This window comes from Thauera sp. GDN1 (genome assembly GCF_029223545.1).
GTDB lineage: Bacteria > Pseudomonadota > Gammaproteobacteria > Burkholderiales > Rhodocyclaceae > Thauera.
In genome coordinates this window covers 1,221,825-1,236,253 of the sequence record NZ_CP097870.1, presented here as the reverse complement: position 1 = coordinate 1,236,253, position 14,429 = coordinate 1,221,825, and the positions used below count along the sequence as shown (strand labels likewise).

Annotated in this window: 12 protein-coding genes; 7 read left to right on the top strand and 5 right to left on the bottom strand. The window is 68.0% G+C overall.

All coding sequences use genetic code 11. From position 1 onward, the window contains the following. Positions 1–10: 10 nt before the first annotated feature. From CKCBHOJB_RS05595 to CKCBHOJB_RS05580, 4 genes are all read right to left on the bottom strand, one after another. A complete protein-coding gene (locus CKCBHOJB_RS05595; RefSeq protein ID WP_281051029.1) occupies positions 11–1,804 on the bottom strand; it encodes a branched-chain amino acid ABC transporter ATP-binding protein/permease in 1,794 nt (597 codons plus the stop codon). Beyond that, positions 1,801–2,838 carry a branched-chain amino acid ABC transporter permease gene (locus CKCBHOJB_RS05590; protein WP_281051028.1) on the bottom strand — a complete coding sequence of 346 codons (1,038 nt, stop codon included), beginning with the start codon at positions 2,836–2,838 and terminating at the stop codon, positions 1,801–1,803. Before CKCBHOJB_RS05590 ends, CKCBHOJB_RS05595 begins: the two co-directional genes overlap by 4 nt. 122 nt (positions 2,839–2,960) lie before the next feature. Continuing rightward, positions 2,961–4,109, bottom strand: coding sequence for an ABC transporter substrate-binding protein (locus tag CKCBHOJB_RS05585; RefSeq protein WP_281051027.1), 1,149 nt, complete (start codon positions 4,107–4,109; stop codon positions 2,961–2,963). A 192-nt stretch (positions 4,110–4,301) separates the two neighbouring features. Beyond that, positions 4,302–5,117 carry an IclR family transcriptional regulator gene (locus CKCBHOJB_RS05580; RefSeq protein WP_281051026.1) on the bottom strand — a complete coding sequence of 272 codons (816 nt, stop codon included), beginning with the start codon at positions 5,115–5,117 and terminating at the stop codon, positions 4,302–4,304. Between the two features lie 80 nt (positions 5,118–5,197). Between CKCBHOJB_RS05580 and paaY the strand changes: the two genes are divergently transcribed. Then, positions 5,198–5,815 (top strand): phenylacetic acid degradation protein PaaY, encoded by a 618-nt coding sequence (gene paaY / locus CKCBHOJB_RS05575; protein WP_281051025.1) that lies wholly within the window; start codon positions 5,198–5,200, stop codon positions 5,813–5,815. A gap of 102 nt (positions 5,816–5,917) precedes the next feature. Here paaY and paaX read toward each other — a convergent pair whose 3' ends face one another. After that, positions 5,918–6,967, bottom strand: a complete 1,050-nt coding sequence (paaX, locus tag CKCBHOJB_RS05570; protein WP_281051024.1) for a phenylacetic acid degradation operon negative regulatory protein PaaX — start codon at positions 6,965–6,967, stop codon at positions 5,918–5,920. A 389-nt stretch (positions 6,968–7,356) separates the two neighbouring features. On the opposite strand from paaX, the gene paaN reads away from it, so the two are divergent. Genes paaN through pcaF form a run of 6 tightly spaced genes read left to right on the top strand, consistent with a single transcriptional unit; the run spans position 7,357 to position 14,423 of the window. Next, positions 7,357–9,024: a phenylacetic acid degradation protein PaaN gene (gene paaN / locus CKCBHOJB_RS05565; protein WP_281051023.1), complete on the top strand. Its 1,668-nt coding sequence runs from the start codon at positions 7,357–7,359 to the stop codon at positions 9,022–9,024. Between the two features lie 10 nt (positions 9,025–9,034). Continuing rightward, complete coding sequence (paaG, locus tag CKCBHOJB_RS05560) at positions 9,035–9,829, top strand: 2-(1,2-epoxy-1,2-dihydrophenyl)acetyl-CoA isomerase PaaG (protein ID WP_281051022.1); 795 nt, start codon at positions 9,035–9,037, stop codon at positions 9,827–9,829. Beyond that, the gene (gene paaH, locus CKCBHOJB_RS05555; RefSeq protein WP_281051021.1) at positions 9,826–11,385 is read left to right on the top strand and encodes a 3-hydroxyacyl-CoA dehydrogenase PaaH; all 1,560 of its coding nucleotides are present in this window, start codon (positions 9,826–9,828) and stop codon (positions 11,383–11,385) included. The genes paaG and paaH overlap by 4 nt, the downstream gene beginning before the upstream one ends. Beyond that, positions 11,378–11,845, top strand: a complete 468-nt coding sequence (paaI, locus tag CKCBHOJB_RS05550; protein WP_281051020.1) for a hydroxyphenylacetyl-CoA thioesterase PaaI — start codon at positions 11,378–11,380, stop codon at positions 11,843–11,845. The genes paaH and paaI overlap by 8 nt, the downstream gene beginning before the upstream one ends. 36 nt (positions 11,846–11,881) lie before the next feature. Then, on the top strand, positions 11,882–13,207 hold the full coding sequence (paaK, locus tag CKCBHOJB_RS05545) for a phenylacetate--CoA ligase PaaK (RefSeq protein ID WP_281051019.1): 1,326 nt from the start codon (positions 11,882–11,884) through the stop codon (positions 13,205–13,207). A 10-nt stretch (positions 13,208–13,217) separates the two neighbouring features. Next, entirely contained in the window at positions 13,218–14,423 is a 1,206-nt protein-coding gene (gene pcaF / locus CKCBHOJB_RS05540) for a 3-oxoadipyl-CoA thiolase (protein ID WP_281051018.1), read from the top strand. The last annotated feature ends 6 nt before the right edge of the window (positions 14,424–14,429 follow it).

Genomic DNA, 14,429 nt, shown 5'->3' with positions numbered 1-14,429 from the left:
TTCTCCTCGCTCACTCCACGCCGCCCAGATAGGCTTCGAGCACCGCCGGGTTCTGCTGGATCTCGTCGGGCAGGCCCTCGGCGATCTTCTGGCCGAACTCCATCACCACCACGCGATCGACCAGGTTCATCACGAAGTCCATGTCATGCTCGACGATCAGCGTGGCCATGCCCTCCGAACGCAGCTTTCGCAGCAGCTCGCCGAGCGCTTCCTTCTCCTTGAAGCGCAGGCCGGCGGCAGGCTCGTCCAAGAGCAGCAGGCAGGGGTCGGCGCACAGCGCGCGCGCGATCTCGAGGATGCGCTGCTGGCCCAGGGCCAGGCTGCCGGCTTCGTCGAACATGTGCTCCTTCAGGCCCACGCGCTCGATCTGGTAGGCGGCTTCCTTGAGGATGCGCGCTTCTTCCGCCCGGTCCAGGCGCCAGGCCGAACTCAGCACGCCCTTGCCGCTCCTCAGGTGCGCGCCGATGGCGACGTTCTCGAGCACGGTCATGGTCGGCAGCAGCTTCACATGCTGGAAGGTGCGGCTCATGCCCAGGCGGGCGATCTCGCGCGAGTCGTGGCCGGCCACCGGCTTGCCCAGGAACAGCACCTCGCCCGAGGTCGGGGTGTCGACGCCCGAGATCTGGTTGAACATGGTGCTCTTGCCCGCGCCGTTGGGACCGATCAGCGCCAGGATCTCGCCCGCGCGCACCTCCAGGCTCATGTCGTTGTTGGCCACCAGGCCGCCGAACTTGCGGGTGACGTTCTTCGCCTCGAGGATGAGCTCGCCGGCCTTGGGGAGCGTGCGCCGCGGCAGGTTCTCGGCCTTGGGGTCGATCTGCTTGTGGATGGCGCGCACCGGCACCAGCTTCTTGAGGATCGGCCACACGCCCTCGCGGGCTCGGTGCAGCACCAGCACCATCAGGATGCCGAACACGATCATCTCGAAGTTGCCGCTCGCGCCCAGAAGCGTCGGCAACCAGTCCTGCAGCCACTGCTTGAGCACGGTGATGACGCCGGCGCCGACGATCGCGCCCCACACGTAGCCGGCACCGCCGACCACCGCCATGAAGAGGTACTCGATGCCGATGTGCACGCCGAACGGGGTCGGATTGACGAAGCGCTGCATGTGCGCGTACAGCCAGCCCGAGGCACAGGCGAGCAGTGCGGCGATGACGAAGATGATCATGCGCGCGCGCCCGGTATCCACGCCCATCGCCTCGGCCATCACCCGCCCGCCCTTCAGGGCGCGGATGGCACGGCCTTCGCGCGAGTCGAGCAGGTTGTGGGTGGTGAGCATGGCCACGAGCAGGAAGGCCCAGATCAGGTAGTAGATCTCGCCGCCGTCGTCGAGCGTCCAGCCAAAGAGGCTGATCGCCGGGATGCCGCTGATGCCGGTGTGCCCGCCCAGGCTCGCCATGGTGCCGAAGAGGAAGTACAGGCTGATGCCCCAGGCGATCGTGCCCAGGGGCAGGAAGTGGCCCGAGAGCTTGAGCGTGAGCGAGCCGATCAGCACCGCCACCACCGCGGTGAGGACGAGGCCCGCCACCAGCGTGAGCCAGGGCGAGGCGCCCACCCAGGCGATCCACGACGGCAGATCGGTCGCGGTGGTGAGCGCGGCGGTGGTGTAGGCCCCCAGGCCCACGAAGGCGGCCTGGCCGAAGCTCGTGAGCCCGCCCACGCCGGTCAGCAGCACCAGCCCGAGCGCGACCATCGCATAGAGGCCGATGTAGTTCAGCAGCGTGACGTAGTACGGCGACAGCACCGCCGGCACCGCCAGCAGCACGGCCAGGAAGACTCCCAGCACCAGACGGTCGGTTCTCATTCTTCTTCCTCCACGTGGTGGCTGGTCAGCGAACGCCACAGCAGCACGGGAATGATCAGGGTGAAGACGATGACTTCCTTGTAGGCACTGGCCCAGAAGGAGGCGAAGGCTTCGAGCAGCCCCACCACCAGCGCACCCGCGGCGGCCAGCGGGTAGCTCGCCAGGCCGCCGATGATGGCGGCGACGAAGCCCTTCAGGCCGATCAGGAAGCCGGTGTCGTAGTAGATGGTGGTGATCGGGGCGATCAGCACGCCCGAGAGCGCGCCGATGAAGGCGGCCAGGAAAAACGTCAGCTTGCCGGCGAGCGCGGGCGAGATCCCCATCAGCTGCGCGCCCACGCGGTTGATCGCGGTCGCGCGCAGCGCCTTGCCGTAGAGCGTGCGCTCGAAGAACTGGTACAGCGCCACGATCAAGAGCACCGACACCACCAGCACCCACAGCGTCTGCCCGGAGACCATCAGCGGGCCGAGCTCGAAGCTCGCGTCGCTGAAGGTGGGCGTCCTCTGGCCTTCGGCGCCGAAGAACAGCAGCCCCAGCCCGACCATCGCGATGTGCAGCGCCACCGAGACGATCAGCAGGATCAGCACCGGGGCGGAGGCGATCGGCTGGTACATCAGGCGGTACATCATCGGCCCCATCGGGACCACGATCGCCAGCGTCAGCACGACCTGCAGCGCCAGCGGCAGCTCATTGGCCGCCGTCGTCGCCAGCAGCCCGGCCAGCGCCAGCGGGTACGCCAGGTTCCAGCCCGCCACCGCGGCGGCGCGGCGACCCTGGCCGGCCTTCAAGGCACGGGCGCCGTCGAGCACGGTCACCAGCACCCCCATCGCCACCAGCAGCCACACCGTGGCCGGCGTCGCCCCCGACTGCATCATCGCCAGCGTCAGCGCCCCGTAGGCCACGAACTCGCCCTGCTGGATGAAGATCACCCGCGTGACCGCGAACACCAGCACCAGCGCCAGCGCCAAGAGCGCGTAGATCGCGCCGTTGGTGATGCCGTCCTGGCCCAGGATCAGTGCAATTGAGAAATCCATGGATACGCCCCGTCTTCGCCCGCGGTCATCGACCGCCGGCTGCTCTTCATTCCTCGCGCCGGCCCGGCCGGCAAGGCAAAGCGGGCGCGAGGCGCATGCACGCCCCGCGCCCGTTCAAGCGATTACTTCAGCAGCGACCAGGTGCCGTTGCGGATCTCGATCATCACGCGCGAACGGTCGTCCAGACCGAGATGGTCTTCCGCGCTCATCGAGTAGATGCCGGTGGCGCCGGCGACTTCCTTGACGCCTTCGAGCGCGTCGCGCAGCGCGGCACGGAACTCCGCGCTGCCCGGCTTGGCGGCCTTGAGGGCGTTCGGCACCGCAGCCTGCAGCAGCACGCCGGCATCCCAGGCGTAGGCGCCGAAACTCGACACCGAACCCGCGCCGTTGGCGGCCTCGTACTTCTCGACATAGGCCAGCGCGGTGGCCTTCACCGGGTGGCTGTCGGGCAGGCTGCGCGCCATCTGCACCGGGCCGACCGGCAGCAGCGTGCCTTCGCAGTCCTTGCCGCAGATGCGCAGGAAGTCGTTATTGGCAACACCGTGGGTCTGGTAGATCGGGCCCTTGTAGCCGCGCTCGCGCAGCGTCTTCTGCGGCAGCGCCGACGGGGTGCCGGAGCCGGCGATGAACACCGCGTCGGGCTTCACCGACATCAGCTTGAGCGCCTGACCGGTCACCGAGGTGTCGGCGGGGTTGAAGCGCTCGTTGGCAACGATCTCGATGCCCTTGGCTTCGGCCAGCTTCTTGAACTGCTCGTACCAGCCTTCGCCATAGGCGTTGGCGAAGCCGATGAAGGACACCTTCTTGATGTTGCTGGCGCCCATGTGCTCGATGATCGCCGAGGCCATCTGCTGGTCGTTCTGCGGGGTCTTGAAGATCCAGCGCTTCTTGTCGTCCATCGGCGAGACGATGCGGGCCGAGGCCGCCATCGAGATCATCGGCGTCTGGGTTTCGGCCGCGACGTCGATCATCGCCAGCGAAGCCGGACTGGTGGTGGTACCGACGATGACGTCGACCTTGTCCTCGGCGACCAGCTTGCGTGCGTTCTTGACCGCGGTCGTGGTGTCGGAGGCGTCGTCGAGCACGATATAGCTGACCTTCTCGCCACCGATCGTGGTCGGCAGCAGGGAGATCGTGTTCTTTTCCGGGATGCCGAGCGAGGCCGCAGGGCCGGTGGCCGACAGCACGACGCCGACCTTGATCTCGGCCTGGGCGGCGGTGGCGGCGAATGCGAGGCCGATGGCGGCCAGCAGGGTGGTACGCAGTTTCATGGTGTCTCCTCCAGTGATGGGGCCGATTGCCGGTGCGCCTGATCCGGCGAGTCGTTGGCGCGCCGCTGCTGCTGCGGCATTTGGTTCTGAAATATAGAACTTGTTCTAGTAATTAGAAATGATACAAAAGAACGAGTCAACAAAAAAAAATGTATCGATTCGACCGCATCCCGTAGCCGCAGCCTTCGCAGCTCAGTCCGCGCCCTCGCCTGCCGCCGCGGCCGGAAGCGCGGTCGCACCGAGCCGCGCCGACAGCGCCACACAGGCGTCCTTCAGCGCAGCGAGCGCCGGACTGTGCTCGCTCAGATCGAGCGTCCCCTCGACGCCGACGAGGGCGATGCTCATGTTGATCTCGTTCTTGAAGTTGAACACCGGCGCAGCGGCGGCCTCGACGCCGGGGGCGAAATAACCGCTGGAGATCACCGCAACACCGTGCTCGCGAACCTCGGCGAGCAGGCGGCGTGCATCCTCGATCGTCCTGATGCCCTCGGGCACCCGGCCGGATTCGATCTCGCGCAGCAGCAGCGCCTCGGTCTGCTGCTCCGGCAGCCAGGCCGCGAACACCCGTCCCGCGGCCGAACCGAGCAGGCTGAGGCTGGTGCCGGTCAGCACGTTGACGGTGATCGGCCGACGCGGACGCTCCCAGCGCACGACGACCGGCCCGCGCTCGTTCCACACCGCGAGCGAGACCGTCTCGTTGGTGAGGTCGCGCAATTCACTGATGGCGGCGAGGCCGAGACGGATGCGATCCACCCGATCGAGGGCAACCAGGCCGAGATTGAGGGCGAAGGGACCGAGGTCGTAGCGCGAGGTCAGCCGGTCCTGCTCGACGAGACCGCTGCGGATCAGGCTGACGAGATAGCGGTGCGCCTTCGAGGGCGGCATGTCCGCCGCGAGGGCGATGTCCTTGAGCATCATCGAGCGCTTGCCGGTGACCATCGCACGCAGGATGCTCATGCCCACCTCGAGGGATTGCACGCCATGCTTGCCGTCCAGTTCCTCACTCATCGTCGCCTCGCCCATAAAATTACTTATTGAAGAATTGTTTTCTTTATATGTAACATAAGTCGAGTTTCAGGAGAACAGCAATGACCCAATTGAAAGTCTATGCGATCGACGGGATCGTGCCGGTGGTGGATCCGACCGCCTATGTCCACCCCTCCGCGGTACTGATCGGCGACGTGATCGTCGGCCCGGGCTGCTACGTCGGCCCGTGCGCCAGCCTGCGCGGCGACTTCGGCCGCCTGATCCTCGAGCGCGGCTCGAACATCCAGGACACCTGCGTGATGCACGGCTTCCCCGGCACCGACACCGTGGTCGAGGAGGATGGCCACATCGGCCACGGCGCCGTCCTGCACGGCTGCCGGGTGGGACGCAATGCGCTGGTCGGGATGAACGCGGTGATCATGGACAACGCGGTGATCGGCGAAGCCTCGATCGTCGCCGCCTCGGCCTTCGTCAAGGCCGGCGCGGAAATTCCGCCGCGCGTGCTGGTGGCCGGCATGCCGGCGAAGGTGATCCGGGCCCTGACCGACGAGGAGGTCCGCTGGAAGAGCGAAGGCACCGCGACCTACCAGGATCTCGCCCGCCGCAGCCTGGCGACCATGCAGGAAACCACGCCGCTGACCGCGGCGGAACCCGACCGCAAGCGCATCCACATGCCCGACGTGGTGCCGCTGGTGGCATTGCGCAACAAGGAAGACTGAGCGCGAACGCGCATCGGCCCGGTGAGCGCGGACATGCACGCGCAACGCCCGCCGCCAGCCCGCGCCCCGGATGAACGGTCGCGCGCGCGACGCGTCGGCGACTCAGCCGCCGAGCAGCGGATCCGCGTCCTGGAAACGCTCGAAAAGCCGGGACGACGCCTCGGGCGTGCGGCCGTCGGCGAGCTGGAAGTGCGCGTCGATGTGACGCTCGGAGGCGGCGAGCAGACGGCGATAGAGTTCGCGGCACAGGAGCCGCGCACGCTGACCGGGCCAGTCGCCGGCAAGCAGCACGTCGGGCAGACCGGGGTCGCGCAGCAGCAGCCGCCGGAAATCGTGGATGAGCAGCACCCGCAGCAGGAAGGCGCTTTCGTCGTCGGTCTCGCCCGCACCGTCACGCAACTGGGCGAGGATCGGCTGATAGCGCGCGACGAAATCCCGATAGGTGGCGGCCAGGCGTTCGAGATTCCATGCCGCGTGCACCAGGTCGGCATCGCTCGCCGCCGTCCCCGATGCCGCCTCGGCCGCCATCAGCGGCTTGAGCCTCGGCAGCAGCGCCCCCAGCCCCTCCCCCACCAGCGCGTCGAAGGCGCCGATCAGATCCGCGCTCGGATGCACGAAACAGTCCCCGTTCAGGGTGCCGAAGCCCTGCCAGAACAGCGCCTTGCGCAAGCGCTCCCGATCCTTGGCGGCAAGCTCGCCGACCGTGAGGATCAGCCGCCAGCGCCGGTCCCAGACCTGCGCATGGGACGCGTAGATGCGGCGCGAGGCCTCCTCGATGCGCTGCATGCCCGAGGCGGTCAGCAGATAGTCGGTACGGCGGCCACGCGGCTCGCTGCACAACCACTCGTCGCGCACGAGACGGAACACCGAGGTCCGCACCAGACGCTCGTTCAAGCCCAGCGGCTCGAGCAGACGGATGAGGCTGCCCAGCCAGACGCGCGCGCCCCTCGGCACGACTGCGTCGCCGAAGACGGAGATGATCAGCGACCCTGCCTGGATGCGGTCCTGCTTGCGAAACGCTTCGAGACGGTCTTGGATGGATGTGCTCACGGGCTGAATTTCGTGACCGGCGCCTGGGGGGCGGAAGTCTATCGATTCCGTGGCGTGACGCCTAGCGCCCGGACGGCGCGCGGGAAGGAGCGAATGGGTCATGAGCATCGAGGATCGAGGGAGTCGTTGCCGGACCGGCGGGCGCAAAGGCGGCGCGGATGGCAGCGGAGGCGCCTGCGCCCCGGGGCCTGGCGGGAGCAAGCTCCAGGGATGTTTTTGTGATACTCAATGATACATCACCATCAACTTACAAGTATCGCTTTCATACTCACAATCTGCGCGATGAACTTTTTCAGACAGCACCCAACGGGATTCAAAGCGCCAAAACTACGCCATAGCTCATTGTTTTTACGTGACTTCCTTTTTAGTTAAGCTGTTCCGGATAAGGGAATCTCGAAGCATGACCTCGTCCAGAACAGATACAAAGCATTGACACAATCCAAATCAGTTCGTATCGTTTGCACCAGAAGACCACCCACATGGAGAGACCGATGACCCACCCCCTGCTCGAGAAGCATCGCGCCACCCTCGAAAGCGCCCTCAAAGCCATCGCCACGCGCGGCTACTGGTCTCCCTTCCCCGAGATGCCGAGCCCCAAGCTTTACGGCGAGAACGCGCCCGACGAAGGCAAGCGCGCCTTCGAGGCCAACCTGGGCAAGCGCTTCGAGCTCGACCAGCCCGGCCAGACCGGCTGGCACGGCGGTGAGACCTCGCCCTACGGCGTCGCGCTGGACGTCAGCTACCCGGTGTGCGAACCCGACGCGCTGATCGCCGCGGGCCTCGAGGCCATGAAGGGTTGGCAGGGCATCGGCGCCGACGGTCGTACCGGCATCTGCCTGGAGATCCTCGACCGCCTGAACAAGCAGAGCTTCGAGATCGCCCACGCGGTCATGATGACCACCGGTCAGGGCTGGATGATGGCCTTCCAGGCCGGCGGCCCGCACGCCCAGGACCGCGGCCTCGAGGCCGTGACCTACGCCTGGCGCGAGCAGAGCTTCGTGCCGGCCGAGACCACCTGGGAGAAGCCGCAGGGCAAGAACCCGCCGCTGGTCATGAAGAAGCACTTCCAGATCGTCGGCCGCGGCGTCGGCCTGGTGATCGGCTGCGGCACCTTCCCGACCTGGAACACCTACCCGGGCCTGTTCGCCGCGCTCGCCACCGGCAACGCGGTCATCGTCAAGGCGCACAGCAACGCCATCCTGCCGGCCGCGATCACCGTGCGCACGATCCGCGCAGTGCTCGCCGAGAACGGCATCGACCCCAACCTGGTGAGCCTGTGCGTGGCCACCGCGCGCACCGTCACCCAGGCGCTCGCCACCCACCCCGCGGTGCAGTCGATCGACTTCACCGGCAGCAACGTGTTCGGCCAGTGGCTGATCGACAACTGCCGCCAGGCCCAGGTCTACGCGGAGCTCGCCGGCGTCAACAACATCGTCATCGACTCCACCGACAGCTACAAGGCGATGCTGGGCAACCTCGCGTTCACGCTGTCGCTGTACTCGGGCCAGATGTGCACCACCTCGCAAGCGATCTTCGTGCCCGCCGGCGGCATCGACACCGAGGACGGCCACAAGAGCTACGACGAGGTCTGCGCCGATCTCGCCCGCGCGGTCGAGCGCTTCCTGTCCAAGCCGGAAGTCGCCTTCGCGGTGCTGGGTGCGATCCAGTCCGCCGACACCGCCGAGCGCATCGAGATCGCCAACAGCGGCGCGCTGGGCAAGGTCGTGCTCGCCTCGCAGAAGCTCGACAACCCCGAGTTCCCCGGCGCCAAGGTGCGCACGCCGGTGCTGCTGGCTTGCGACGCGGCCGACGAGAAGGCCTACATGGAAGAGCGTTTCGGCCCGATCAGCTTCATCGTCAAGGTCGCCGACACCGCCGCCGCGATCGCGCTCTCGGAGCGCGTGGTCAGGACCCATGGCGCGCTGACGGTCGGCCTCTACTCCACCCGGCAGGACGTCATCGACGCGATGACCGAGGCCACCTGGCGCGGCAAGGTCGCCCTGTCGATCAACCTCACCGGCGGCATCTTCGTGAACCAGTCGGCGGCCTTCTCCGACTACCACGGCACCGGTGGCAACCCGTCGGCCAACGCCTCGTATTCGGATTCGGCCTTCGTCGCCAACCGCTTCCGTGTCGTCCAGCGTCGCTACCACGTCTGAGGAGCCGTCCGTGGAATACAGGAACATCCAGTTTGCAGTGGACGCGGGCATCGCCCGCCTGACGCTGAACCGCCCCGACAAGCTCAACAGCTTCACCGGCGAGATGCACGCCGAGCTGCGTGACGCGCTCGACCGCATCCAGGCCGACAAGGCCGCGCGCGTGCTGGTGCTCACCGGCGCCGGCCGTGCCTTCTGCGCCGGCCAGGATCTCGCCGACCCGGACATGGCCGCCGCCGACGGCAAGATGCCCGACATCGGCAACGTGGTCGAGAACAACTACAAGCCGCTGGTGCTGCGCCTGCAGAACCTGCGCGTGCCCACCATCGCCGCGGTCAACGGCATCGCCGCAGGCGCCGGCGCCAGCGTGGCGCTGGCCTGCGACCTGGTGGTGGCGGCGAAGTCGGTCTCCTTCCTGCAGGCCTTCAGCAAGATCGGCCTGATCCCGGACACCGGCGGCACCTGGTTCCTGCCCCAGCGCGTCGGCATGGCGCGCGCGATGGGCCTGGCGATGCTGGCCGACAAGCTGCCCGCCGACAAGGCCGCCGAGTGGGGGCTGATCTGGGCCGCGTACGACGACGCCGAGTTCGGCGCCAAGGTGGAAGCGCTCGCCGCGCAGCTCGCGACGATGCCGACCAAGGCGCTGGTGCGCACCCGCCAGGCGATGCACGCCGCGCCCGGCCACACGCTCGAGCAGCAGCTCTCCTTCGAGGGCGGCTTCATGCGCGAGCTGGGCTGGAGCCCGGACTACGCCGAGGGCGTCGCCGCCTTCATGGAAAAGCGCGCACCGAAGTTCACGGGGGAATGAGCGTGACCGACACCCAGACCTCCAAGCCGTCCGCGCCGCCGCTGCCCGCCTCGGCCATCATCGCCGTGGTCGGCACCGGCGCCATGGGTGCCGGCATCGCCCAGGTGGCGGCCGCCGCCGGCCACGTGGTCAAGCTCCTCGACAACCGCCCGGGCGCCGCCGCGAAGGCGATCGAAGGCATCCGCGCCCAGTTCGGCAAGCTCGCCGACAAGGGCAGGATGAGCGCCGAGTCCGCGCAGGCCGCCGGCATTCGCCTGGTTGCCGTCGAACAGCTCGCCGACCTGGCCGACGCCGCCCTGGTGGTCGAAGCCATCGTCGAAAACCTGGAAGCCAAGCAGAAGCTGTACCGCGACCTGGAAGACATCGTCGGCGCCGACTGCATCTTCGGCACCAACACCTCGTCGATCTCGGTGACCTCGATCGGCGCCGCGCTCCGGCGCCCCGAGCGCCTGGCCGGGCTGCACTTCTTCAACCCCGCGCCGCTGATGAAGCTGGTGGAGATCGTCTCCGGGCTCGCCACCGACCGCGCCATCGCCGACACCCTGTTCGCCACCGCCGCGGCCTGGGGCAAGACGCCGGTGCATGCGCGCTCGACGCCGGGCTTCATCGTCAACCGCGTCGCCCGCCCCTACTACGCCGAGGCGCTGCGCATCGTGAACGAGGGCGGCGGCGACTGCGCGACGCTGGACGCGATCATGCGCGACGCCGGCGGCTTCCGCATGGGGCCGTTCGAGCTCATGGACATGATCGGCCATGACGTGAACTTCGCCGTGACCCGCTCGGTGTGGAATGCCTTCTACAACGATCCGCGCTTCACGCCCTCGCTGATCCAGCAGGAACTGGTCGATGCGGGCTTCTACGGCCGCAAGTCGGGCCGCGGCTTCTACGACTACCGCGAAGGCGCCGAACGTCCCGAAGCGCAGGTCGCGGTGGCACAGCAGGCACCGGGCGAGGTCGTGCTGCACGGCCACTCGGCCGCGGTACATGCGCTCGCCGACCGCCTGTTCGAACGCAACATCCCCCACTCCTGGGGCGAGGCCGCCGACGGCCGCATCGCCGAGGTCGGCGGCGCGGTGATCTTCGTCACCGACGGCCGCACCGCCACCCAGCGCGCCGCGGAAATGGGCATCGCCAATGTGGTGCTGATCGACCTCGCCCTCGACTACGCGAGCGCGACCCGCATCGCCGTCGGCGCCGCGATCAACTGTTTCGCACCCGCGGTTGGCGCGGCCATCGGCCTGCTGCAGGCCGCCGGCTTCGAGGTCTGCCGCCTCGGCGACACCCCTGGCCTGGCCGTCATGCGCACCGTGGCGACGCTCGCCAACGAGGCCGCCGATGCGGTGAACCAGGGCGTGTGCGACGCCGCCGGCGCCGATGCGGCGATGAAACTGGGCGTGAACTATCCGCGCGGACCGCTGGAATGGGCAGACCGCGTCGGCCTGCCGACCATCTGCAACGTGCTCTCCAATCTCGCCCGCTTCTACGGCGAGGACCGTTACCGCGTCTCGCCGCTGATCCAGCAGCGCGTCCTTGCCGGAAAGAAGATCCATGACTGAACGTCACGACATCCCCACCGATCCGCAGGCGCTGGCCGAAGCCGTCGCGACGGCGATGTGGTCGCGCGACCGCGCCGCCCAGGCGCTCGGCATGCGCATCGACAGCGTCGGTCCCGGCACCGCCACGCTGAGCATGCGGGTGCGCAGCGACATGGTGAATGGGCACCACATCTGCCACGGCGGCCTGATCTTCAGCCTCGCCGACACCGCCTTCGCCTACGCCTGCAACGCCTACAACCGCAACACCGTGGCCTCGGGCTGCAACATCGACTTCGTCGCCCCGGGCAAGGAAGGCGACACCCTGCAGGCCGAAGCGGTCGAGCGCTCGGCGTCGGGCCGCACCGGCGTCTATGACGTCACCGTGCGTGACAGCGCCGGCCGGACGGTCGCGCTTTTCCGCGGCAAGAGCTACCGCATTTCCGGCGAAGTGATCGCCGGCCTGGCGGCCGAACGGGCCTGAACGGCCACCCCAGAACAGAGAGGAGAAGACAAGACCATGACCGTGAAAAGCCCCAGTCCCGGCGACCTCGACCCGATCGAAACCGCCAGCCGCGACGAGATCTCCGCCCTCCAGCTGCAGCGCCTGCAGTGGTCGGTGCGCCACACCTACGACAACGTGGCACCGTACCGCAAGCGCTGCGAGGAAGCGGGCGTGCACCCCGACGACCTGAAGTCGCTGGCCGACCTCGCCAAGTTCCCGTTCATGACCAAGACGGACCTGCGCGACAACTACCCCTTCGGCCTCTTTGCCGTGCCGCGCGACAAGGTCGCCCGCCTGCACGCCTCGAGCGGCACCACCGGCAAGTCGGTGGTGGTCGGCTACACCAAGCGTGACCTCGACAACTGGGCCGACGTCGTCGCCCGCTCGCTGCGCGCGGCGGGCGTGCGCGCCGGCGACATGGTGCACAACGCATACGGCTACGGCATGTTCACCGGCGGCCTCGGCGCCCACTACGGCATCGAGCGCGCCGGCTGCACGGTGGTGCCGATGTCCGGCGGCCAGACCGAGAAGCAGGTCCAGCAGATCATGGACTTCCGCCCCGACGCGATCATGGTCACGCCGTCCTACTCGCTGGTGATCGCCGAGGAGTTCGAGCGCCTCAACATCAAGCCGGACGAGATCTCGCTGAAGGTCGGCGTGTTCGGTGCCGAGCCCTGGGGCGAAGGCATGCGCGCCGAGATCGAGCGCAAGCTCGGCATCGACGCCATCGACATCTACGGCCTGACCGAAGTGATGGGCCCGGGCGTGGCCTGCGAGTGCATCGAGACCAAGGACGGTCCGGTGATCTGGGAAGACCACTTCTACCCCGAGATCATCGATCCCGAGACCGGCGAGGTACTGCCCGACGGCGAGGAAGGCGAGCTGGTGTTCACCTCGCTGACCAAGGAAGCCTTCCCGGTCATCCGCTACCGCACCCGCGACCTCACCCGCCTGCTGCCGCCGACCGCGCGTTCGTTCCGCCGCATCGGCAAGATCACCGGGCGCTCGGACGACATGCTGATCGTGCGCGGGGTGAACGTGTTCCCGACCCAGATCGAGGAGCAGATCCTGCGCGACAAGCGCCTGTCGGGGAACTACCAGATCGTGCTCACCCGCGACGGCCACCTCGACAACGTCGAGATCCGCGTCGAGGTCCAGCGCGAACTGTCGGGCAAGCTCAGCCGCACCGAGACGGAGAACATCGCCCGCGAGCTACAGCACCACATCAAGACCATCATCGGCATCAGCACCAAGGTGAACGTGATGGAGTTCGAAGCCATTCCGCGCACGCTGACCGGCAAGGCTCGCCGCGTCATCGATCAGCGCCCGAAGCAACTGTAAGGAGCTGGCGATGACCCAAGCCTTCATCTGCGACGCCATCCGCACCCCGATCGGCCGCTACGGCGGCACCCTGGCGGCGGTCCGCGCCGACGACCTCGGCGCCGTGCCGCTCAAGGCGCTGATGACGCGCAACCCGCAGGTCGATTGGGCCGCCGTCGAGGACATCATCTACGGCTGCGCCAACCAGGCCGGCGAAGACAACCGCAACGTCGCGCGCATGTCCGGCCTGCTCGCCGGGCTGCCGATCGAGGTGCCGGGCACCACGGTGAACCGCCTGTGCGGCTCCGGCATGGACGCCATCGGCCTGGCCGCGCGCTCGATCAAGTCGGACGAGACCGAGCTGATGATCGCCGGCGGCGTCGAGAGCATGTCGCGTGCGCCCTTCGTGATGGGCAAGGCCGAGTCGGCCTTCTCCCGCCAGGCCGCGATCTACGACACCACGATCGGCTGGCGCTTCATCAACCCGATGATGAAGAAGCTGTACGAGACGCACTCGATGCCGCAGACCGCGGACAACGTCGCCGCCGAGTTCAACATCTCGCGCGCCGACCAGGACGCCTTCGCGCTGCGCTCGCAGCAGCGCTGGGCCGCGGCCCACGCCGCCGGCCGCTTCGCGGACGAGCTGGTGCCGGTCGAGATCCCGCGCAAGAAGGGCGACCCGATCCTGTTCGACACCGACGAACATCCGCGCCCCGAAACCACGCTGGAGATGCTGGCCAAGCTCAAGGGCGTCAACGGCCCCGAGCTGAGCGTCACCGCGGGCAACGCCTCGGGCGTCAATGACGGCGCCTGCGCCGTGCTGCTGGCCTCCGAGGCCGCCGCTGCGAAGTACGGCCTGACCCCGCGTGCGCGTGTCGTCGCCATGGCCACCGCCGGCGTGCCGCCGCGCATCATGGGCTTCGGTCCGGCGCCCGCGGTGCGCAAGGTGCTGGCCAAGGCCGGCCTCACGCTCGAGCAGATGGACGTCATCGAGCTCAACGAAGCCTTCGCCGCGCAGGCGCTCGCCGTGGTCCGCGACCTCGGCCTCGCCGACGACGAAGCGCGCGTCAACCCCAACGGCGGCGCGATCGCCATGGGTCACCCGCTCGGCATGAGCGGCGCGCGCCTGGTGACCACCGCCGCCTACGAGCCGCAGCGCCGCAACGGCCGCTACGCGCTGTGCACGATGTGCATCGGCGTCGGCCAGGGCATCGCGATGATCATCGAGCGCGTCTGAGGCACG